General features: G+C 68.3%; 19 protein-coding genes and 2 pseudogenes. 17 read left to right on the forward strand and 4 right to left on the reverse strand.

Annotated elements, in window-relative coordinates:
• Positions 1-16: 16 nt before the first annotated feature.
• The 3 genes and pseudogenes from JI752_RS14345 to JI752_RS14355 all read left to right on the forward strand — a co-directional run.
• A pseudogene (locus JI752_RS14345) lies at positions 17-331 on the forward strand (DUF4156 domain-containing protein); the annotation flags it as partial.
• Between the two features lie 280 nt (positions 332-611).
• Complete coding sequence (locus tag JI752_RS14350) at positions 612-1,634, forward strand: 3-oxoacyl-ACP synthase III (protein WP_216965221.1); 1,023 nt, start codon at positions 612-614, stop codon at positions 1,632-1,634.
• 73 nt (positions 1,635-1,707) lie between these two features.
• Positions 1,708-2,607, forward strand: a complete 900-nt coding sequence (locus JI752_RS14355; RefSeq protein ID WP_216965223.1) for an alpha/beta fold hydrolase — start codon at positions 1,708-1,710, stop codon at positions 2,605-2,607.
• 255 nt (positions 2,608-2,862) lie between these two features.
• Here JI752_RS14355 and JI752_RS14360 read toward each other — a convergent pair whose 3' ends face one another.
• Positions 2,863-3,246, reverse strand: coding sequence for a YkgJ family cysteine cluster protein (locus JI752_RS14360; protein ID WP_216965225.1), 384 nt, complete (start codon positions 3,244-3,246; stop codon positions 2,863-2,865).
• Positions 3,247-3,348: 102 nt separating this feature from the next.
• On the opposite strand from JI752_RS14360, the gene oleC reads away from it, so the two are divergent.
• The 7 genes from oleC (at position 3,349) to JI752_RS14395 (ending at position 10,192) form a co-directional block, all read left to right on the forward strand.
• Positions 3,349-5,007 carry an olefin beta-lactone synthetase gene (gene oleC, locus JI752_RS14365; protein WP_216965227.1) on the forward strand — a complete coding sequence of 553 codons (1,659 nt, stop codon included), beginning with the start codon at positions 3,349-3,351 and terminating at the stop codon, positions 5,005-5,007.
• A 274-nt stretch (positions 5,008-5,281) separates the two neighbouring features.
• The gene (oleD, locus tag JI752_RS14370) at positions 5,282-6,277 is read left to right on the forward strand and encodes a 2-alkyl-3-oxoalkanoate reductase (RefSeq protein WP_216965229.1); all 996 of its coding nucleotides are present in this window, start codon (positions 5,282-5,284) and stop codon (positions 6,275-6,277) included.
• Between the two features lie 88 nt (positions 6,278-6,365).
• On the forward strand, positions 6,366-6,524 hold the full coding sequence (locus JI752_RS14375) for a DUF1328 domain-containing protein (RefSeq protein WP_137833591.1): 159 nt from the start codon (positions 6,366-6,368) through the stop codon (positions 6,522-6,524).
• 100 nt (positions 6,525-6,624) lie between these two features.
• Positions 6,625-7,272 carry an SCP2 sterol-binding domain-containing protein gene (locus JI752_RS14380; RefSeq protein ID WP_216965230.1) on the forward strand — a complete coding sequence of 216 codons (648 nt, stop codon included), beginning with the start codon at positions 6,625-6,627 and terminating at the stop codon, positions 7,270-7,272.
• On the forward strand, positions 7,269-8,945 hold the full coding sequence (gene ubiB, locus JI752_RS14385; RefSeq protein WP_216965232.1) for a ubiquinone biosynthesis regulatory protein kinase UbiB: 1,677 nt from the start codon (positions 7,269-7,271) through the stop codon (positions 8,943-8,945). The genes JI752_RS14380 and ubiB overlap by 4 nt, the downstream gene beginning before the upstream one ends.
• A gap of 186 nt (positions 8,946-9,131) precedes the next feature.
• On the forward strand, positions 9,132-9,380 hold the full coding sequence (locus JI752_RS14390; protein WP_254200790.1) for an endonuclease domain-containing protein: 249 nt from the start codon (positions 9,132-9,134) through the stop codon (positions 9,378-9,380).
• Between the two features lie 104 nt (positions 9,381-9,484).
• Positions 9,485-10,192, forward strand: a complete 708-nt coding sequence (locus JI752_RS14395; RefSeq protein WP_254200906.1) for a pseudouridine synthase — start codon at positions 9,485-9,487, stop codon at positions 10,190-10,192.
• On the opposite strand, the gene JI752_RS14400 is transcribed toward JI752_RS14395, so the two are convergent.
• Positions 10,189-10,524, reverse strand: coding sequence for a hypothetical protein (locus JI752_RS14400; RefSeq protein WP_216965234.1), 336 nt, complete (start codon positions 10,522-10,524; stop codon positions 10,189-10,191). The genes JI752_RS14395 and JI752_RS14400 overlap by 4 nt on opposite strands.
• A gap of 351 nt (positions 10,525-10,875) precedes the next feature.
• Between JI752_RS14400 and arfB the strand changes: the two genes are divergently transcribed.
• Both arfB and JI752_RS14410 read left to right on the forward strand, forming a co-directional pair.
• Entirely contained in the window at positions 10,876-11,295 is a 420-nt protein-coding gene (arfB, locus tag JI752_RS14405) for an alternative ribosome rescue aminoacyl-tRNA hydrolase ArfB (RefSeq protein ID WP_216965236.1), read from the forward strand.
• A 49-nt stretch (positions 11,296-11,344) separates the two neighbouring features.
• Positions 11,345-11,950: a lysophospholipid acyltransferase family protein gene (locus tag JI752_RS14410; RefSeq protein ID WP_216965238.1), complete on the forward strand. Its 606-nt coding sequence runs from the start codon at positions 11,345-11,347 to the stop codon at positions 11,948-11,950.
• A 58-nt stretch (positions 11,951-12,008) separates the two neighbouring features.
• Here the strand turns inward: JI752_RS14410 and JI752_RS14415 are convergent, their stop codons facing one another.
• A complete protein-coding gene (locus JI752_RS14415) occupies positions 12,009-12,977 on the reverse strand; it encodes a LysR family transcriptional regulator (RefSeq protein ID WP_216965240.1) in 969 nt (322 codons plus the stop codon).
• Between the two features lie 173 nt (positions 12,978-13,150).
• Between JI752_RS14415 and aceB the strand changes: the two are divergent.
• The 4 genes and pseudogenes from aceB to JI752_RS14435 all read left to right on the forward strand — a co-directional run.
• A pseudogene (gene aceB / locus JI752_RS14420) lies at positions 13,151-14,695 on the forward strand (malate synthase A); the annotation flags it as partial.
• Between the two features lie 60 nt (positions 14,696-14,755).
• Positions 14,756-16,060: an isocitrate lyase gene (gene aceA, locus JI752_RS14425; RefSeq protein WP_216965244.1), complete on the forward strand. Its 1,305-nt coding sequence runs from the start codon at positions 14,756-14,758 to the stop codon at positions 16,058-16,060.
• Between the two features lie 311 nt (positions 16,061-16,371).
• Positions 16,372-17,424: a GGDEF domain-containing protein gene (locus tag JI752_RS14430; RefSeq protein ID WP_216965246.1), complete on the forward strand. Its 1,053-nt coding sequence runs from the start codon at positions 16,372-16,374 to the stop codon at positions 17,422-17,424.
• A 26-nt stretch (positions 17,425-17,450) separates the two neighbouring features.
• Positions 17,451-20,066 (forward strand): putative peptide modification system cyclase, encoded by a 2,616-nt coding sequence (locus JI752_RS14435; protein WP_254200793.1) that lies wholly within the window; start codon positions 17,451-17,453, stop codon positions 20,064-20,066.
• A gap of 19 nt (positions 20,067-20,085) precedes the next feature.
• On the opposite strand, the gene JI752_RS14440 is transcribed toward JI752_RS14435, so the two are convergent.
• Positions 20,086-20,385 (reverse strand): NHLP-related RiPP peptide, encoded by a 300-nt coding sequence (locus JI752_RS14440; protein WP_216965248.1) that lies wholly within the window; start codon positions 20,383-20,385, stop codon positions 20,086-20,088.
• Between the two features lie 204 nt (positions 20,386-20,589).
• Between JI752_RS14440 and JI752_RS14445 the strand changes: the two genes are divergently transcribed.
• On the forward strand, positions 20,590-21,762 hold the full coding sequence (locus tag JI752_RS14445; RefSeq protein WP_216965250.1) for a putative peptide maturation dehydrogenase: 1,173 nt from the start codon (positions 20,590-20,592) through the stop codon (positions 21,760-21,762).
• Positions 21,763-21,793: the final 31 nt, after the last annotated feature.

Raw genomic sequence — 21,793 nt, forward strand, 5'->3', positions numbered from 1 at the left:
GAATCACGGGGTAACGATGCGTAAGTCGATGTGGGGGATGGTCCTGGTTTCGGCGCTGGTCGCCGGCGGCTGCACCTGGGTGGACATGGCGCCCGGCGCGTCCTCGGTGCGCGTGATCGACGGCAGCGGCCCGCCGGCCGGCTGCGAGAAGCGCGGCGAGGTCGAGGTCACGGTCAAGAACAAGGTCGCCTTCTACGAGCGCAACGACCTGCGCGTGCGCGAGGAACTGGAGACCATGGCCCGCAACGAGGCCCAAGGCCTGCAGGCCGATACCGTGCAGCCGATGGGCGCGCCGCTCAACGGTTCCCAGCGTTTCGCGGCCTGGCGCTGCGGTGCGGGTCGCGGTGCGTCGCTCCCGGCGGCACCGAAGGCGACCGGCAGCGCGCAGACCTACCCCATCGGCGGCTGACCGGCGCACGCGTCGGATGCGCCCGTCTTCTTATGTAGGAGATGGGTGCCGAGGGGAGGTTTCCGTCTACCGCCTCGTCACAGCGCTGAACCCCGCCACGCCGCCCGTCGGCCGATCCGCCCCACCATTCGGCACCGAATGGCTGGCGGGCCAGATTAAGCGTTAACATGGCGTGTTCTTTTCCGTTTCCGGTCAGCCGCCCATGTTGTTCCAGCACGTTGCCATCGCCGGTCTTGCTCACATCGATGCACCCCGCCGGCTGACCTCGGACGAAATCCACGCCCGTCTCAGGCCCACGCTCGACCGCCTCGGCATCAAGTACAACGTGCTTGAGGAAGTCGCCGGCGTTCGCGAACGCCGCCTGTGGGACGGCGAGGTCAAAGCCTCCGACGCCGCCACGCTCGCCGGCGTCAAGGCGCTGGCCGATGCCGGCATCGACGCCGACCGCGTCGGCCTGCTGGTCAACACCTCGGTCAGCCGCGACTACCTGGAGCCGTCCACGGCCTCCATCGTGTCCGGCAATCTGCGCCTGCCCGACACCTGCCAGAACTTCGACGTCGCCAACGCGTGCCTCGCGTTCCTCAACGGCATGGACATCGCCAGCCGCATGATCGAGCGCGGCGAGATCGACTACGCCCTGGTCGTCAACGGCGAGACCGCCGACCTGGCGTACGAGAAGACGCTCGATCGCCTCAGCCGCGACGACGTCACCGAAGAGCAGTTCCGCGACGAGATGGCCACGCTCACGCTGGGCAGCGGCGCCGCCGCGATGGTACTGGCGCGCAGCGAACTGGCGCCGGGTGCGCCGCGTTACCGCGGCAGCGTCACCCGCTCGGCCACCGAGTGGAACCAGCTGTGCCGCGGCGACCTCGTGCACGACCGCATGATCGCCGACGGCCGCATGCTGATGATCGAAGGGCTCAAGCTCGGCCAGAAGACCTTTACCGCCGCGCGCGCCGCGCTGGGCTGGGTGGTGGAGGAGCTCGACGAGTTCGTCATCCACCAGGTCAGCAAGGCGCACACCAAGGCCTTCCTCAAGGCGTTCCGCATCGACCCGAAGAAGGTGCTGACCATCTTCGGCGAGCACGGCAACATCGGCCCGGCCTCGGTGCCGATCGTGCTGAGCAAGCTGCGCGACGGCGGCCGCCTGAAGAAGGGCACGCGCGTTGCGCTGCTGGGCATCGGCTCGGGCCTGAACTGCTCGATGGCCGAAGTGGTCTGGTAAGCGACGCCTTCGCACCACCGAAGAACCCGGCCGCGCGCCGGGTTTTTCTTGCCCGCACGAATTCGCGAACACGATGACGATCCGCCTGCCGCTTCCCGACTATCCCTTCACGCCGAACCGTTTCGATGTCCGCCCGGGCATCGCGATGAGCTTCCTCGACGAAGGCCCGCGCGACGGCGAGGTCGTGGTGATGCTGCACGGCAATCCGTCGTGGAGCTTCTACTGGCGCAAGCTCGTGCTCGGCCTGCGCGATCGCTACCGCTGCATCGTGCCCGACCACGTCGGCATGGGCCTGTCGGACAAGCCCGGCGACGACCGTTACCGCTACACGCTGCAATCGCGCATCGACGATGTCGAAACGCTGCTCGACCACCTGGGCATCACCGGCGATGTCACGCTGGCCGTGCACGACTGGGGCGGCGGCATCGGTTTCGGCTGGGGTTTGAAGCATTCCGCGCGCATCCGCCGGCTCATCGTCACCAACACCGGCTCGTTCCCGCTGCCGGCGAGCAAGCCTCTGCCGAAATCGCTGGTGCTGGGTCGCGATCTCGCGCTGGGCACGTTGCTGATCCGCGGCTTCAATGCGTTCTCCTCCATCGCCTCGTTCGTCGGCGTGGAGAAGAAGATGCCGGCCGACGTGCGCCGCGCCTACGTCGGCCCGTACGACACCTGGGCGAACCGCGTCGCGACCTCGCGCTTCGTGCAGGACATCCCGCTGGGCGAAGGCGACGCCGCCTGGCCGTTGGTGCAGGCGATGGGCCGCAAGCTGCCCGAGTACGCCGACCGCCCGGCGTTCATCGCCTGGGGTCTGCGCGATTTCGTCTTCGACCACCACTTCCTCAAGGGCTTCACCGACGCGCTGCCGCAGGCGACGGTGCACGCGTTCGAGGACGCGGGCCATTACGTGATGGAAGACAAGGGCGAGGAGCTGGTGCCGAAGATGCGGGCGTTCCTGGACGGCAATCCGCTGTAGCAAGGCGGCGTCGGCGAGCGCCGATGCGTTGCCACGGCGCGGCGTGCCCGAAGCGGAGTGCGCATCGCCGAAGCAGGCCCCACCGAAGTCGTCATCCCGGCGAAGGCCGGGACCCAGGCTGTCACGCCCGCCGCCCTCTCTCGTCATTCCAGCGAAAGCTGGAACAAGCGTGCTCGCTCGCCCCGACCCTCACCCCACCTCCTCTCCCGGAGGGAGAGGGGCTAAAGCCACCGAAGTAGAGGGGCTAAAGCGCCCTCAACCCTCCGGCAACGGATTCTTCTCGTCCTCGCTCACGCCGACCCAGTCCTGCGGCGTCAGCACCGGCAGCCCGTGGGCCAGGCGCGACTTGTCGCATTGCGGGCTCGCCGCGCCGAACTCCCACGACGCCGGTACCAGCGCGCACACCGACGGGCGCCGGTCGTGGATGGTGCAGCGGCTGTAGCGGCCGATGTCGGCGTCCAGTGCGATGCAGCGTGGGTTCGGCTGCGAGGTGCCCTTCATCACGCGCTCGTGCGTGCGCAGCGGCTGCGTGAGTTCGAACGGCACCACGCCGCCCAGCGCCGGGTCGGCCTCGGACCAGTGGAAGCTCACTCGGAAGTAGGCGCAGCAGGCGCCGCAGGTCAGACAGGGGTGTTGCATGGGTTGGACCGTCGCGGGTCCGGAATCGCTCGGCCGGGTGCGGAATTTTGAGACTTCCCGCGCCATGCGCAAGGGCCGCGCGGTTCAGGCGAAAATGAATCCATGACCGACGTGTGCAACATCGCCGCCAACCTGCCTGAACTGGCCGCCCGCTTCCCCGACCGCATCGCCATGCGCTGCCCCGGCACGCGCGGGCCGGACGGCCTGGCGCGCTTCGACCTCACCCTGACCTACCGCGACTTGGACGCCCGCAGCGACGCCATCGCCGCCGGCCTGGCGCGGCGCGGGATCGTGCGCGGCACGCGCACGGTGGTGATGGTGCGTCCCTCGCCGGAGTTCTTCCTGCTGATGTTCGCGCTGTTCAAGGCCGGCGCCGTGCCGGTGCTGGTCGATCCGGGCATCGACAAGCGCGCGCTGAAGCAATGCCTGGACGAAGCACAGCCGGCAGCGTTCATCGGCATTCCGCTGGCGCACGTGGCGCGCACCGTGCTGCGCTGGGCGCCGTCGGCGCGAATCCGCATCACCACCGGCGCGCGCGCGTGGCTGTCCGACGCGACGCTGGCGCAGGTCGAGCGCGAAGGCGCGAACGCAGGCGCGCAACTCGCCGACACGCAACCCGACGACGTCGCCGCGATCCTGTTCACCAGCGGCTCCACCGGCGTGCCCAAGGGCGTGGTGTATCGCCATCGCCAATTCGTCGCGCAGATCGCGATGCTGCGCGACGCGCTGGGCATCCAGTCCGGCGGCGTGGACCTGCCGACGTTCCCGCCGTTCGCGCTGTTCGACCCCGCGCTCGGCCTGACTTCGATCATCCCCGACATGGATCCGACCAAGCCGGCGCTCGCCGATCCGCGCAAGCTGCACGACGCGATCGCACGCTTCGGCGTGGACCAGTTGTTCGGCTCGCCCGCGTTGATGGCGGTGCTGGCGAACTTCGGAGCGAAGCTGCCGACGGTGAAGCGCGTGACCTCGGCAGGCGCGCCCGTGCCGGCGGACGTCGTGGCGAAAATGCGCGAACTGCTGCCCGACGATGCCGGCTTCTGGACGCCCTATGGTGCGACCGAATGCCTGCCGGTGGCGGTGATCGAAAGCCGCGAACTCCAGTCCACGCGCGAGGCCACCGAATCCGGCGCCGGCACCTGCGTGGGCCGCGCGGTCGCGCCGAACGAAGTGCGCATCATCGCCATCACCGATGCGCCGATCGCGCAGTGGGACGACACGCAGCCCGTTGAAGAAGGCGTGGTCGGCGAGATCACCGTCGCCGGTCCCACCGTCACCGATACCTACTTCAACCGCGACGCGCAGACGAAGCTGGCGAAGATCGGCGAACGCCTTCCCGACGGCAGCGAGCGCATCGTGCATCGCATGGGCGATGTCGGTTATCTCGACGCGGAAGGGCGCCTGTGGTTCTGCGGGCGCAAGTCGCACCGCGTGGAAACTGCCGACGGGCCGCTGTACACCGAGCAGGTGGAGCCGGTGTTCAACACGCATCGTGATGTCCGGCGAACCGCGCTGGTCGGCGTCGGCGCGATCGGCGCGCAGCGGCCGGTGCTGTGCGTGGAACTGGCGCCGGGCGTGGACGCGGGGCAATGGCAGCGCATCGAGCGCGAACTGCGTGCGATCGGCGCGCTACATGCCCACGCCGCGCGCATCGACACGTTCCTCGTCCATCCGAAATTCCCGGTCGACATCCGCCACAACGCCAAGATTGGTCGGGAGAAGTTGGCGGTGTGGGTCGCCGGCCGCATCAGCGGTGCATGACGTCGTCCCTCTCCCCTTGAGGCGACCGAAGGGAGTGCAGGGCTGAGAGCGACAGGCGGCCGAAGGCGGCCATGGAGAGGGGTAGGGGCGTTGAAGCACGCGCTGCGCGCGCCCCCTCTTCCGCCCCCTTCGGGGGCACCTTCTCCCACGAGGGGAGAAGGGGGCATCATCGGAGCAGGAAACGGCGTCTGGCTCCGGGAGAACGAATAGCCCGCAGCTTTGAAGCCCACACACCTCCCCGCTATCGTGTCGCCTTTGCAGAAAGGGGCGCGCGATGAAGATCCTGGTGACCGGCGGTGGTGGCTTCCTCGGGCAGGCGTTGTGCCGCGGACTGCGTGAGCGCGGCCACGAGGTCGTCAGCTTCAACCGCGGCCGCTACGACGCGCTCGACCGCCTCGGCGTGGCGCAGGTGCAGGGCGACCTCGCGCAGCGCGACGCGGTGATCGCCGCCGCCGCAGGCTGCGAGGCGATCTTCCACAACGCCGCCAAGGCCGGCGCCTGGGGCAGCTACGAGAGCTACCACCTCGCCAACGTCGTCGGCACGCAGAACGTCATCGACGCCTGCCGCGCGCACGGCATCGACCGCCTCGTCTACACGTCCACGCCCAGCGTCACGCATCGCAAGACGCATCCGGTCGAAGGCGGCACCGCCGATGCCGTGCCCTATGGCGACCACCTCAAGGCGCCGTACGCGGCGACCAAGCAGGTCGCCGAGAAACTCGTGCTGTCCGCGAACGACGCAACGCTCGCCACCGTCGCGCTGCGCCCGCGCCTGATCTGGGGCGTGGGCGACAACCAGCTGCTGCCGCGCCTGGTCGAACGCGCGAAGGCCGGGCGCCTGCGTTTCGTCGGCGACGGCAACAACCGCATCGACACCACCTACGTCGACAACGCCGCGCAGGCGCACTTCGATGCCTGCGAACACCTCGCCGTCGGCGCGGCCTGCGCGGGCCGCGCGTACTTCATCAGCAATGGCGAGCCGCGCACCGTGCGCGAGATCGTCAACGGCCTGCTCGCCGCCGCCGGTGCACCGCAGGTGACGAAGACGATTCCGTTCGGCGTGGCGTACGCGGTGGGCGTCGCCTGCGAGGGCCTGTGGCACGCGCTGCCGCTCAAGGGCGAGCCGCCGATGACGAGATTCCTCGCCGAGCAGCTCAGCACCACGCACTGGTACGACATGGCGCCGGCGCGACAGGATTTCGGCTATGTGCCGAGCGTGAGCATTCACGAGGGTCTCACCCGACTGAAGGCGGCCTGCACGGGCGGGTGAGTCGCGCGCGGATCGTCACCCTTCGACGACCGGGTCGTGCCTAGCATCGATCGCACCCAGTCAGGCGCACCGCGCCCGGAGTACATCGATGCTCAGCTACGCCGTCATCTTCTTCGTCATCGCGATCATCGCCGCCGTGCTCGGCTTCAGTGGCATCGCCGGCGCGGCCACCAACATCGCCTGGATCCTGTTCGTCGTCTTCCTGGTCCTGGCGGTCATCTCGATGCTGCGCGGCCGCCGCGTCTGACGAACTGGCTTTGCCCGCGTCGGACGGCCCCACCCCCCGGGCCGTCCGGCGCGAGAGTCTCCCGCCGGGAAGGCGGGCGGGTCGCGGCTACAATGACCGCATGACCGACCCGACCTCCTCGCCACTGGCCTCACTCAAGCCGTTGGCCGGGCGCGCCCTGGAAACCGCCCTCAACCGCGCCCTCGCGCTGGATCCCGACACCCGCGACAGCTTGCGCGCCCTCGATGGCCGCCGCGTCGTGCTGCGCCTGTCCGCGCCGGCGCTGGCGTTGCAGGTGCGCGTGGCGGGCGAACGGCTCGAAGTCGGCCCGGTGCAGGACGAAGAGGCGGATCTGTCGGTGCGCGCCACGCTGGGCGGGCTGCTCTCGCAGCTGCCGTTCCTGCGCAATGACGACGCGCCGCCCGTTGGCAAACTCCGTATCGAGGGCGACGCCGATCTCGCGCGTCGCCTGCAGAAGCTGGCCGAAAGGTTCGATCCGGACTGGCAGCAACCGTTCGTTCGCGTGTTCGGCGAGATCGCCGGCGTGCAGGTCGCCAATGCGGTGGCCGCCGGGCTGCGTCATGCACGCGGCGCGGCGGGCGCGTTCGCGGTGAACGCCGCCGAGTTCGTCACCGAGGAATCGCGCGACGTCGTGCCGCGCGAGGAACTCAACGCGTTCCACGACGACGTCGACACGCTGCGCGACGACGTCGAGCGCCTGGCCGCACGCGTGACGCGCCTGCGCGCACGCGCCGGGGACGCCGCATGAAGCCGGTCTTCCGTGCCTGGCGCATCGGTCGCGTGCTGTTGCGCTATCGCCTGGACGACCTGCTCGACGACACGCCCGTGGAAGGCTGGTTGAAGCTCGCGCGTCCGTTCGTGCCCAGTGCCACCAGCGAAGTCGCGTGCCTCTCGCGCGGCGCGCGTTTGCGCATGGCCTTGCAGGAGTTGGGCCCGATCTTCGTCAAGTTCGGCCAGATCCTCTCCACCCGACGCGACCTGGTACCGCCGGACGTGGCGGAGGAACTCGCGCTGCTGCAGGACCGCGTGAAGCCGTTCGACGGCCAGGCCGCGCGCGCCATCGTCGAGCTGGCGCTGGGGCGTCCGGTCAGCGAGGCGTTCGTGCAGTTCGACACCACGCCGCTGGCCTCGGCCTCGATCGCGCAGGTGCACGCCGCCACGCTGCCGCCGGATGCCAACGGCGTCTCGCGCGAGGTCGTGGTGAAGGTGCTGCGCCCGGACATCGAGAAGCAGATCGCAGGCGACATCGCGCTGCTCAAGGCGGTCGCGGGCATCGTCGATCGCACGCATCCCAGTGCCGACAAGATCCGCCCGCGCGCGATCGTCGAGGAAGTCGAGAACACGCTCGCCGCCGAACTGGACCTCCAGCGCGAAGGCGCCAACGCCAGCGTGCTGCGCCGCTTCTGGCAGGACAGCGACGACATGTACGTGCCGGAGGTGATCTGGACGCACACGGCCGAGCGCGCACTCACGCTGGAACGCGTGCACGGCATTCCGTCGGACGATATCCCCGCGCTCGACGCCGCCGGCATCGACCGGCGCGCGCTGGCGGCCAAGGGCGTGCGCGTGTTCTACACGCAGGTGTTCCGCGACAACTTCTTCCACGCCGATGCGCACGCCGGCAACATCTGGGTCGACAGCGATCCGTCGCGCCGCGCGAATCCGCGTTTCATCGCGCTGGATTTCGGCATCATGGGCCAGCTCTCGGACGAGGATCAGTACTACCTCGCCGAGAACTTCATGGCGATCTTCAACCGCGACTACCGTCGCATCGCCGAGCTGCACGTGCGCGCCGGCTGGATGCCGTCGCACATCCGCATCGACGAACTCGAGGCCGCCGTGCGTGCCGTCTGCGAGCCGTACTTCACGCGGCCGCTGAGCGAGATCTCGCTGGCCGAGGTGCTGCTCAAGCTGTTCCGCACGGCGCAGCGTTACGAACTCACACTGCAGCCGCAGTTGATCCTCCTGCAGAAGACGCTGCTGAACATCGAGGGCGTCGGTCGCCAGCTCGATCCCAAGCTCGACATCTGGGCCGTCGCGCGGCCGGTGCTGCAGCGCATCCTGGTCGAGCGCTACAGCCCGCAACGGCTGGCGAGCGAATTCCGCAAGCGCCTGCCGGAACTGGTGACGCACGCACCGGAAATGCCGCGCCTGCTGCACGCCTGGCTCACGCAGCAGGTCGGGGGGCGGCACGAGTTGAATCTGAATTCGCGCGACCTGGTGGAACTCAACCGCACCATCCGCCTGGCGCAGCGACGCACGGTGGCGGCGGTGCTCGGCGTCGGCCTGCTGATCTGCGCCGCGGTGCTGTACGGCCTGGAGGCGGGTGGACCGCGATTCTGGTCCGTTCCCGCGTCCGCATGGATCGCCGGACTGGGCGGAATCTGGGCGCTGCTGGCGGCGTGGCCGCGAGGGCGTTAGGAAATCCCTGATGCATTGACACTCCCTCCCCTGCTTGCAGGGGAGGGTTGGGGAGGGGTGAAGTGATGCCTCATCCCCTCGACGACAGCGGCATGGAAGCGATCTGGAAAAGCGCGCGATGTTTGGGCCGAAGCGCGACTGACGCGGAAGTGAAGCTCTGGCGTCATCTGAAGGGCAGGCAGTTCCATGGCTGCATTCCGACGTCAGTTTCCAATCGCAGGCTACATCGCCGATTTCGCCTGCGTGGAAGCGCGGCTCGTGGTCGAGCTGGATGGCGGCCAGCATGTTGAAGCACGGTCTTACGATGAGCAGCGCACCCAACGAATGAACACTAATGGTTACCGCGTGCTTCGCTTCTGGAATGACGACGTGCTGCTGAGAACACGGCTCGTGCTTGAAGAAATCCTGCGTCACCTTCGGGAGCCTTGCCGGTGACCACTTCACCCCTCCCCAACCCGCCCCTGCAAGCAGGGGAGGGGGCTCAAGAGCCTGCGTCGCAACTCGACGTGCCGCACGTCGACGCGTCGCCCGCTGACGCCCTGCATCTGGACGTGCTTCACCTGGACGACGCCTTCGCCGTCGTCAACAAACCCGCCGGCCTCATGGTTCACGACAGTGCGCTTGCGCGCGGCGAGACCGACTTTGCCGCGGACCGGTTGCGGGAGCAGTTTGGCCGGCCGATCTTCCTCGTGCATCGCCTGGATCGTGCGACCAGCGGTTGCCTGCTGCTGGCCTTCGATCGCGAGACTGCATCCTCGCTCGGCAAGGTGCTGATGTCGCGCGAGGTGCAGAAGGATTACTGGGCCGTGTGCCGCGGCTGGCCGGAGGAGGCGTTCGTCATCGACCACCCGCTCGATGGCGGCCCCGGCAAGCCGCAGAAGAAGCCGGCCGTGACGCGCTTCGAACGACTGGCGACCACGGAGTTGCAGCTGCCGTCGTCGGGCTTCGAGACCTCGCGCTATTCGCTGCTGCGCGCCGAGCTGGAGACCGGGCGCTTCCGGCAGATTCGCCGTCACCTCAAGCACGTCTCGCACCATCTGATCGGCGACACCAGCCACGGCGACGGCCGACACAACCGCAATTTCCGGATGCTCGGGATCCATCGCATGCTGCTGCACGCGCGGCGGCTCGGCTTCGCGCATCCGCGTGACGGCTCGCGCGTGGAGGTGGTGGCGCCGATCGATGCCGAGTTTGCCAAGGCGCTGGCGATGTTCGAGGGGTTCGACGCGGACGCGCGGGACCGCTAGATCACCGACACGCCGTCCTGCATCACGCCCAGCAGGACACCGGCGGCGAGCAGGCTCAGTCCCCACAGGAACATGCGGATCGCGCGCGTGTATACCGCGGAGTCCAGCGAGCTGGGGTGCAGCAGCCGCTTCAACGCCAGCAGCTGCGCGAACGTGCCCGCGACCATCGGTGCGACCACGACCAGGTCGATCCAGTGCCACGGCGTGGGATCGTCGGTCCACTGGGTCACGATGCCGAGCGAGAAGGCGGTGAGCACGCCGACGACGGTCATCGAACCGTTGCGGAACACCGAGTCGATCTGCCCGTCCTTCGGAGGCTGTTCGTCCGCCATGGCGCACCGTGGGTGGGAACGTGGGCGGAGTGTAGCGCCGGGGCCCGTGATGCCGTACGCAGGCGGGGCCCCCGGTAGGTTGGCTGTCAGCCGTCATCCCCGCGCAGGCGGGGATCCAACGGTCAGGGGCGTCACGCCTTCCGGAGGGCTTGAAGTGTCTGACCGTTGGATTCCCGCCTACGCGGGAATGACATGCTCTTGCGAATCCCGAATCCCGAATCCCGAATCCCGAATCCCGAATCCCGAATCCCGAATCCCGAATCCCGAATCCCGAATCCCGAATCCCGAATCCCGAATCCCGAATCCCGAATCCCGAATCCCGAATCCCGATTCCCGATAAAGTGCCGCCCCATGCTCCAGATCACGCCCCGCCTGACGATCCCCGACTCGGAACTGGTCGAGCGCTTCGTGCGTTCGGCCGGGCCGGGCGGGCAAAACGTTAACAAGGTCGCCACGGCCGTCGAACTGCGCTTCGACCTGGCCGGCTCGCCGTCGTTGCCCGAGCCGCTGCGTGCGCGGCTGCTGGCCCGGCACGATCGCCGCATCACCGACGAAGGCGTGCTGGTGATCAGCGCCCAGCGCTTCCGCACGCAGGAGCGCAACCGCGAGGACGCCCGCGAGCGTCTGGCGGCCTTCATCGTCGCCGGCCTGCACGTGCCCAAGCCGCGCGTGGCGACCAAGCCCACGCGCGCGGCGAAGGAGCGCCGGCTCAGTGGCAAGCGCGAACGCGGTACGATCAAGCGCGAACGAACCCGGCGCGACTGGGACTGAACATGCAGGAGTCGGTCCGGTGGCCGATGCAGGATTGAAACGAGGGGACATGTCCGAGGCTGATTACCCGGTGCTGCCGCTGCCGCCGAGCGCGCCGCGCATCCACCGCAACCCACTCGTCCGCTGGCTCGGCCGCACCATCCTGCGGCTCGGCGGTTGGCGCATGGAAGGCGCGTTTCCCGACCTCCCCAAGCTGGTGCTGATCGGCGCGCCGCATTCGTCCAACTGGGACGGCGTGTGGGGCTTCTCCGTGCTGATGGCGCTGGGACTGGACCTGAAGGTGCTCGGCAAGGACACGCTGCTGAAGGTCCCCGTGATGGGGGCGATCCTCAAACGCCTGGGCGTGATCCCGGTGGACCGCAAGGCCGCGCAGGGCGTGGTCGAACAGGCCGCGCGGATGATCCGCGAGGCGGACCGGTTCTGGTACGGGCTGGCGCCGGAAGGCACGCGCCGGGCCGTGGAGAAATGGAAGCCGGGCTTCTGGCGCATCGCGCGGGCCGCCGGGGTGCCGGTCGTGCCGGCTTATTTCCACTATGGGCGCCGGACCATCGGCATCGGTGCGCCGTTCGAGCTCACCGACGACTACGAGGCCGACGTGGCCCGCATCCGCGGCTGGTACCGCACGGTCTCCAACGGCAAGAACCACGACGTTTGAACCGTGCGGCCTGAATGGCCCTCACCTCGTGCTGAGGTGGCTGATCGCAGTTTGAACGTCAGCGCTCGGATTGGCCGGTGGAATAGTAGTCGCCCCGCTCGAAAAGCGCGGGCTTTATAAGTTCTACAAATGCACGGGCGTGGGGTGATAAATATTTCCCCTTCCTTACGACCACGCCGTAGGTGCGGGACGGGAAATACTCCGCCAGCGAGCGCGCCGAGAGCCGCTCGCGGTCGGCCTCGGTGAGGCAGATCGCGGTGACGATGCTGATCCCCAGGCCCATCGCCACGTATTGCTTGATGACCTCCCAGCCGCCGACCTCCAGGGCCACGGTGTAGGGCACGCGGTTCTGCTGGAAGACCAGGTCGATGAGCCGGTAGGTGGTCAGCCGCTGCGGCGGCAGGATCAGGCCGTAGGGAGAAAGATCCTCAAGCGAGATCCGCTCCTTCTGCGCCAGAGGGTGGTCGCGGGGCGTGATCAGCATCGGCTCGAAGCGGTAGACCGGCTCATAACTAAGGTCGGCCGGGACATCCAGCATCGAGCCCACGGCCAGGTCCACGGCGTCGGAACGCAGCAGGTCCAGGCCGCTGGCGCCGGTGACGTTGTGCAGGCTCAGGCGCACCTCGGGGTGCGCAGCGCGGAAGGCCTCCACGATCGCCGGCAACAGATAAAGGATGGTCGAGCTGCCCGCGGCGACGTTCAGTTCGCCCGCGTCGAGCCCGCGGATACGCTCGCGGAAGACCGCGTCCAGGCCGTCCAGCCCTTCAACCAGCGGGCGGGCGAGGTCGTACAGCTCCTGGCCCTCGCGCGTGAGAGCGATGCGGCGGCCGCTGCGTTCGAGCAGGCGCAAGCCCATTTCCCGTTCCAGCGCCTGCAACTGCAGGGTCACGGCCGGCTGGCTGAGGTACAGCGCCTCGGCCGCGCGCGAGACCGAGCCCAACCGTGCCGTCTGGCAGAAGGCCCGTAGCGGCTTGAGTCGGTCGCCTTTGTAGGCGAAGCGGGGGCTCTTGGTGGACTTTGGGCTCAATGGTTTCAATGCGTATTAGGTTAACTAATGGTATGCATTGATAAGTCTGCGTTGTCAAATAAAAGACTGGCGCGCATGTTGGACCTCCACGGTTACCACGGAGTTACAGCATGTCGGCAGTCCTGGTGCAGCCCCAGCAGGGGGACATTGAAGTTATCGGCCAAGCCCCGGGTCAGGCGGGCGTACTGACGCCGGCCGCGCTCGCCTTCCTGGCCGGACTGCACCGCCGCTTCGAGCCGACGCGCCAGGCCCGCCTCAAAGCCCGCGGCGAACGCCAGGCCTTCTTCGATGCCGGCGGGCTGCCGGACTTCCGCGAGGACACCCGGGCGATCCGCACCGGCGACTGGAAGGTCGCCCCGCTGCCGCAGGCCCTGCTCGACCGCCGCGTGGAGATCACCGGCCCGGTCGACCCGAAGATGGTGATCAACGCGCTGAACTCCGGCGCGAAGGTCTACATGGCCGACTTCGAGGACAGCACCTCGCCGACCTGGGCCAACCTGATCGCCGGCCAGTGCGCGCTGATCGAGGCGGTGCGCGGGACGCTGGAGTTCACCGCGCCGGAGACGGGCAAGCACTACACGCTGCGCCCGTTCGACCAGCAGGCCGTGCTGATGGTGCGCCCGCGCGGCTGGCACCTGGACGAGAAGCACCTGCGCGTCGATGGCGCGTCCATCTCCGGCGGTCTGTTCGACCTGGGCCTGTTCGCCTTCCACAACGCGCAGGCGCTCGCCGCCAAGGACCGCGGCCCGTACTTCTACCTGCCCAAGCTGCAGTCGATGGAAGAAGCGCAGCTGTGGAACGACGTGCTGGACCACATCGAGCGCGAACTGCGCCTGCCGTCCGGCCAGCTCAAGGCCACCGTGCTGATCGAGACGCTGCCGGCGGTGTTCGAGATGGACGAGATCCTGCATGCGCTGCGCACGCGCATCGCCGGCCTCAACTGCGGGCGCTGGGACTACGTGTTCTCCTACATCAAGACCTTCCGCGCGCACCGCGACAAGGTGCTGCCCGAGCGCGCGCAGGTGACGATGACGCAGCCGTTCCTGAAGGCGTATTCGGAACTGCTGATCCAGACCTGCCACAAGCGTGGCGCGCACGCGATGGGCGGCATGGCGGCGCAGATTCCGATCAGCGGCGACGACGAAGCCAACGAGGCCGCGCTCGCCAAGGTGCGCGCCGACAAGCTGCGCGAAGTCACCGCCGGCCACGACGGCACCTGGGTTGCGCATCCGGCGCTGATCCCGCTGGCGATGAAGATCTTCGACGAGCGCATGCCCACGCCGAACCAGCGCCACGTGCTGCGCGAGGACGTGTGGGTCACGCGCGACGACCTGATCAAGCCGTCGCTGGGGACCATCACCCGCACCGGCTTCGAGGGCAACGTCGAAGTGTGCGTGCGCTATCTCGCGGCGTGGCTCGACGGCAACGGCTGCGTGCCGATCCACTGGCTGATGGAGGACGCAGCGACGGCCGAAATCGCCCGCACGCAGCTGTGGCAGTGGCTGCACAGCGATGGCCTGCATCTGCATGACGGCACGCCGGTCGACTTCGCGCTGCTCGAACGCGCCTTCCTCAATCTGCCCTCGCGCCTGGGCGACCGCTCGCGCATTCCCGGCGCGAGCCGCATCAACGAAGCCATCGGCGTGCTCGATCGACTCACGCACGCCGACACGCTCGAAGACTTCCTCACCCTGCCGGCTTACGCACGGCTGGACTGAGCCTTCCCGACCGTTCCGTACCCGTTGTCTTCCATTACCGATATCGAAAGGAACATCGCCATGAGCACGCTGCACACCGCCGAACAACTCCGCCAGGACTGGGCCACCAACCCGCGCTGGGCCGGCATCACCCGCCCGTACAGCGCCCAGGACGTCGTGCGCCTGCGCGGCACCGTGCTGGTGGAGCACTCCATCGCCAAGCTGGGCGCGCAGAAGCTCTGGAGCTCGCTGCACAGCGAGCCGTTCGTCAACGCGCTCGGCGCGCTGACGGGCAACCAGGCGATGCAGCAGGTGAAGGCCGGCCTGAAGGCCATCTACCTCTCGGGCTGGCAGGTCGCCGCCGACGCCAACATCGCCGGCGAGATGTACCCCGACCAGTCGCTGTACCCGGCCAACTCGGTGCCGCAGGTCGTTCGCCGCATCAACAACACGCTGCTGCGCGCCGATCAGATCCAGTGCGCCGAAGGCACGGGCGACGTGGACTTCCTGCAGCCGATCGTCGCCGATGCCGAAGCCGGTTTCGGCGGCGTGCTCAACGCGTTCGAACTGATGAAGGGCATGATCGAAGCCGGCGCCTCCGGCGTGCATTTCGAGGACCAACTGGCCAGCGTCAAGAAGTGCGGCCACATGGGCGGCAAGGTGCTGGTGCCCACGCGCGAAGCGGTGGAGAAGCTCGTCGCCGCGCGCCTGGCCGCCGACGTGATGGGCGTGCCCACGCTGATCGTCGCGCGCACCGACGCCGAAGCCGCCGACCTCATCACCTCCGACATCGACGACAACGACAAGCCGTTCTGCACCGGCGAGCGCACCGTCGAGGGTTTCTACAAGACCCGCAACGGCCTGGACCAGGCGATCAGCCGCGGCCTCGCCTATGCGCCGTACGCGGACCTGGTGTGGTGCGAGACCGGCAAGCCGGACCTGGAGTTCGCGCGCAAGTTCGCCGAGGCCATCCACGCCAAGTTCCCGGGCAAGCTGCTGGCCTACAACTGCTCGCCGAGCTTCAACTGGAAGAAGAACCTGGACGACGCGACCATCGCCAAGTTCCAGAAGGAAATCGCGTCCTACGGCTACAAGTTCCAGTTCATCACCCTGGCCGGCTTCCACAGCCTGAACTACGGCATGTTCAACCTGGCGCACGGTTACGCGCGTCGCCAGATGAGCGCGTTCGTCGAGCTGCAGGAAGCCGAGTTCGCCGCCGCGGACAAGGGCTTCACCGCGGTCAAGCACCAGCGCGAGGTCGGCACCGGCTACTTCGACGCGGTGACGCAGACCATCCAGGGCGGCCAGTCGTCCACGGTCGCGCTGAAGGGCTCGACCGAGGAAGAGCAGTTTCACGGGAACGAGAAGCGCGCCGCCGCGGCGTGATGTCGGGCTGCAGGCGCCGGCCGACTGCGTCGACCCCTGACCCTTCTCCCGCTCGCGGGAGAAGGTGTCCGAAGAGCCTGCCCTGGACTTGATCCAGGGGCGGATGAGGGCGGTAGCCCTTATTAGCCTCAAGCGGACAAGGTGCCTGCCCTCACCCCACCCCCTCTCCCGCAGGCGGGAGAGGGGCTCCGCCTGCCCCTGCACGTTACGGCAGCCGACCCAGCCCCTCTGACCGGTCCGCCGACCGTGGGACGTTTGTCACAAGATTCCGGTGCTATTCTCCAGCCTCCCAGGGACTGGGCCTTCGTTGGATGACTCGTGACAGCGTCGCGTCGCTCCAGACGCGCGATTCCATCAACTCCGGGAAGACCAGCACGGCGCCTGCGGACGTGGCGACGGCGGTGCTTACCGAAGCGGAATATGAGCTGTTCGCCGAACTGGGCCGCCCGCGCCGTGTCGAAGCCGGCCAGCTGCTGTTCCGTCGCGGCGAACTGGGCACCACGATGTTCGTCATCGCCCGCGGCGTGGTCGACCTGGACTTCGGCGACGACCTCGTCGGCAAGCGCCTGGGCCCGAGCGAGTTCTTCGGCGAACTGGGCCTGTTGATCGGCGACCACGTCCGCAGCGCCGACGCCGTCGCCGCCAGCGACGGCCTGCTGATCGAACTGCGCCACGAGGAGTTCCAGCGCCTGGTCGATCGCGACCCCGGCCTGGTCTCGTATTTCCTGCGCCGCGCCATCCTGCGCGTGGTGCTCAACGAACAAAGCCTGATCCGCCGCCTGCGCCGTCGCAACGAAGAACTGCAGTCGGCGCTCGACAGCCTCTATGCGGCGACGCACCAGCTCAACCAGACCGAAGAGCTGGTGCGCACCGACGAGCTGACCAGCCTCTACAACCGCCGCGGCCTGACCCTGCACCTGCAGGAGTGCCGCGACATCGGCAGCCCGCGCAGCATGGGCCTGCTGCTGGTGGACTGCGACCGCTTCAAGCAGGTCAACGACGACCACGGCCACCTCATCGGCGACCGCGTCCTGCAAGGCGTGGCCAACATCCTGCGTTCGGTGGCCGGGCCGGAGGACTTCGCCTGCCGCCTCGGCGGCGACGAGTTCTGCCTGCTGGTGGTGACCGACCGCCAGGAAGAGGTCCTGCGTTTCGCCGAGTTCATCGTCGCCACCGCGCAGGGCCTGATGCAGATGTCGCACGGCACCCCGCTGATGTGCCCGCTGAGCGTCGGTGCCTGCCTGATCGACCCGGCGAAGGACTGGACCGACTGGTACGCTCACGCCGACGCCGCGCTCTACCAGGCCAAGCGCCTGGGCGGCAACCGCGTCCACTGGCACGACATGGAACTGACCTCGGCCTAAGCCGATACGGAGAGGGACGGCACGCGATGAACGAGATGACCCATCGCCCCTCGATCGAAGCGCCGCAACTGCGCACGCTGCTGCTGACCGACCTGTGCGACTCGACCTCACTGGTCGAACGCATCGGCGACGTCGAAGCCGCGACGCTGTTCCGCGACCACGATCGCCTGGTGCTGGATCTGCAGCAACGCTGGCGCGGCCGCCTCATCGACCGCTCCGACGGCCTGCTGCTGTTGTTCGAACGCCCCATCGACGGCCTCGGCTTCGCCCTGGACTACGTGCGCGAACTGCGCGAGATGGGCGACGCGCGCCGGCTCGAACTGCGCGCCCGCGCCGGCCTGCACGTCGGTGAAGTGCTGACCTGGCGCAACAGCGACGAAGCCGTCTCCGTCGGCGCCAAGCCGCTGGAAGTCGAAGGCCTCGCCAAGCCGATGGCCGCACGCCTGATGGCCGTGGCGCGACCGGGCCAGATCCTGCTGTCCGCCGTCGCCGAACCGCTGGCGCACCGCGCCGCGCGCGAACTGGGCGAACGCGGCCAGCACCTGCTGTGGAAGTCGCACGGCCGCTGGCGTTTCAAGGGCGTGCCCGACGGCCAGCAGATCTACGAAGTCGGCGAGCCCGGCATCGCGCCGCTGCGCACGCCGCCCAACACGCCCAAGGCCTGGCGCGACATCCCGCTGTGGCGCCGCCCGGCCGCGCTCGCCGCCGAGGCCGCGATCATCGCCGGCGTCGGCGTGGGCGTGTGGTTCGCCACGCGACCTGCGCCGGCCATCGCGTTCAACCAGCGCGACTGGGTCGTAGTCGCGGACCTGCGCAACCTCACCGGCCAGGCCGTGCTCGACGACTCGCTGGAACAGGCGTTCCGCATCAGCCTGGAGCAGTCGCGCTACGTCAACGTGCTCAGCGATCTGAAGGTCAGCGACACGCTCGCGCTCATGCAGCGGCCCGAGAGCACCCGACTCGATCGCGCCACCGCATCGGAGATCGCGTTGCGCGACGGCGCGCGCGCTGTGGTACTGCCGACGGTGGCATCGTTCGGCGGCAATGTGCGCTTCAGTGCCGAGATCATCGATCCGCACACGCAGGCCACGGTGTATTCGGCCTCGACCGATGGCAGCACCCAGTCGATGCTCGACTCCATCGACGAGGTGACGTCCCAGCTGCGTGGCAAGCTCGGCGAAACACTGGCCGCGATCGATCGCGACTCCGTGCCGCTGCCGCAGGTGTCGTCGAAGAACATCGATGCACTGCGTGCCTATGCCTTGGGCGTGAAGGCCTATGGCAACGGCGATTATCGCGATGCACTGGGCTTCTACGAGCGCGCGCTGGAGCTGGATCCCGAATTCGCCATCGCGCACCTGGCGCTCGCGCGCACCTACGTGGGCATGGACGAAACGAAGGCGGCGATCCCGCATCTGCAGGCGGCCGAAAAACTGCGCGCGCATCTGGTGCCGCGCGATGCGCTGTACCTGGATGCGTGGTCGGCCTCGCTCGCCGACGGCGACGTGACCAACCTGCTCGAGAAATGGAAGCAGTTGGGCACGCTGTATCCGGACTACTTCGCAGGCCCCTACAACCACGCCTGGTTCGGCACCGTGCTGGCGAACCGTTATCGCGAGGGCATCACCGGCGCCACCGCTGCGGCCTCGGAGCGCAACCCGTTGCGCTCCACCGCCTATTACCTGCGGGCGACGCTGCACACGGCGCTGGAGGATTACGACAGCGCCGCCAAGGACTTCGCCAAGGCCAACACGCTGGGGAAGGCTCCGGGCTCCGCGCAGGTCGCCTCGCTTGCGGCGCAGCGGCGGTTCGATCGTGCCGACTCGCTGATGAAGGCCAAATCCGAAGCGGGACTGTATGAAGCCGACCGCATCGTCGCGATCACCATGGCGACCGACCGCGGCCGCTGGTCCGACGCCGCCGCTCTGCAGCGCCAGGCGCGCCAGGCCGGTGCCGACGACGCGTTCTCGCAGCGCCTCTACCGGGCGGTCGAACTGAGCCAACTGGGCTGGAACACGAAGGTGCCGGCGCTGCAGTCGTCATTGCGAACCTACCTGGACGGCGAGGCGCGCAACGTATCGCAGACGAACGATCCCGAACGCACGCACGCGATCTTCGGTGTGCTGCTCGCCGGTTACCTGGCGGAACGCGCCGGTATGTCGGGCATCGCCCCGGATGCGCTTGCGAACGCACGCAAGCTCGCCGCCGGGCTGCACCACCCCGTGCTGGACGACATGGCCGTGCTGGTCCAGGCCGAAACCGCCCGGCGCCAGGGCAAGCCGGAAGACGCGTTGCGCGTGCTCGACCAGGCCATCGACGGACGCGAACTCTTCCAGATCCACGTCGCCCGCATGGAGGCCCTCGCCGACGCCGGCAAGCTCGACGAGGCGGTGAAGGAAGCACAGTGGATCGCGTCGCATCGTGGGCGCGCTTACGTCGAGAACAACAGCTACCAGGTGCTGCAGTCGCTCAACGTGGCCGACACCAACCTCAGTTTGTTGCGGGCCGCGGAGTTGCAGGCAGCACTCAAGCGCAACGACGCCGCAAAGCAGTCGCTGCAGCGGTTCGATGCGGCATGGGCTCCGGATGCGCTGCCGGGCCCGCTCGCGCAGCGCCGGCGTGCGGTGGTCGCGGCGCTCTGATCGCCGCGACCGATCCGGCTTACTTGTCGTTGGGCGTGATCGACGCGAGCACGTGAGGGTGCTGGCCCAGCGAGGCGGTGAGCGTGGACATCAGCTCGGCCTTGGACGCCGCCAGCGCCTCCTTGGAGGCCAGCGGCAGCTCGCTCATCTTGGACAGGCAGGTGGCGGCATTGGCGGGCTCGGCATAACCGATCTCCTGCAGCGCGCCATACGGATTCTTGCTGAAACGGTCGCGGTAGGCATCGTCGCTGGACAGCTTGTCCAGCAGGTTCATCGCGATGGTCTGGTCCAGCACGGTAGACGGCTTGTCGGTCGCCATTGGAGTTCCCCGGAAGTGAATGCATAGGCCTGTCGAAACGAAGCCGCCTCTCCCCCCTGGAGGTGCGGACTCCGTCACGTATTAGGGCCCAGGCGCGGCGGGGGCGCAAGCGATGCAGCCCGCTCGCACGACGCATTGCCGGGTGAAGTCCGGCTGCGGTCCAGCGCGGCGAGCGCTACCATCGCGACGCTCAAGGGGGGTCCTATGAAGATTCGACGGTGCGCGATCCTGTTCGTCGAGCCGCGTGAAGAAGTGAGCTTCGACCTGGACGGATTGCTGACCGGTGGCGATGGCCTGCGACGACGACAGCGTTGGCTGGCCCTGGCGCCGCATCTGGGCCATGAGGTCGAAGTGGACGATGCGGAGCGCGAACTGCTGGGCGCGCTCAGCCCGAGCCTGTGGGTTGCCGCGACCGCGCAGGCCGAGGCCATCGACACCATCGAATGCCTGATCGGCAAGGGACTGGTGATCAGCGATCGTGCGCGGGATCACGAGGCGCGCGAGCGCGACGAGCAATTGCGCAGCACCTACTGGCACCCGCTGGGAGCCGCCTTCAATGCTTTCACTCGCTGGTCGGGCATCGACGCGGTGCAGAGCATGAAGGAGAACGGCATCGAAACCGCCGTCTCGATGCGCGAAGTGCTGGGTGCGCCTCCGGGAGAAGCATTGCGTCACCCGCAGGCCGGTGATCGCGTTGCCTTGCCCCGCGTGGCTCCGACGGACTTCGACGACCTGCTCGCGCGTCGGGCCACGTGCCGCAACTTCGACGCCACGCGCCCATTGCCGCAGGCGCTGTTCGCGCAGTTGATGCAACGCGTGTTCGCCGCCCAGGCGGAGGTGCGTGTCACCGATGACACCGTGTTCCTGAAGAAGAACGTGCCTTCGGGCGGCGGGCTCCACCCGATGGAGTGCTACCTGATCGTGCAGCACGTCGAAGGGATCGCGCCCGGCCTGTATCACTATCAGGCGCGCGAACACGCACTGGATCCGCTGCCCGGTCCGGGCAGACCGCTGCGGGGCTTCGTGCAGGAGATGGTCGCCCAGCAGCACTGGTTCGCGGACGCGCATGTCGTGGTGGTGCTGTCACCGCGGTTCGACCGCACCTTCTGGAAATACCGCAGCCACGCCAAGGGGTACCGTGTGGTCGCGCTGGAGGCCGGCCATCTCTCGCAGACGCTGTACCTGGCGGCGACCGACGCCGGCCTGGGGGCATTCATCACCGGCGCGATCAACGAGGTCGAGCTGGAGCAGGCCTTCGGACTGGATCCGATCCGTCAGGGCGCGATGGCGATCTGCGGCTTCGGCTGGCGGGGGGCGGTCATGGAAATGACCGAACTCGATCCCGCCGGGCGGGTCTGGGACCGGGATCGTGACTGACGCCGGGCTCAGGACGGCGCTCCAGAGCGGC

The sequence above is a fragment of the Lysobacter sp. MMG2 genome, from assembly GCF_016735495.2.
Taxonomy (GTDB): Bacteria; Pseudomonadota; Gammaproteobacteria; order Xanthomonadales; family Xanthomonadaceae; genus Lysobacter_J.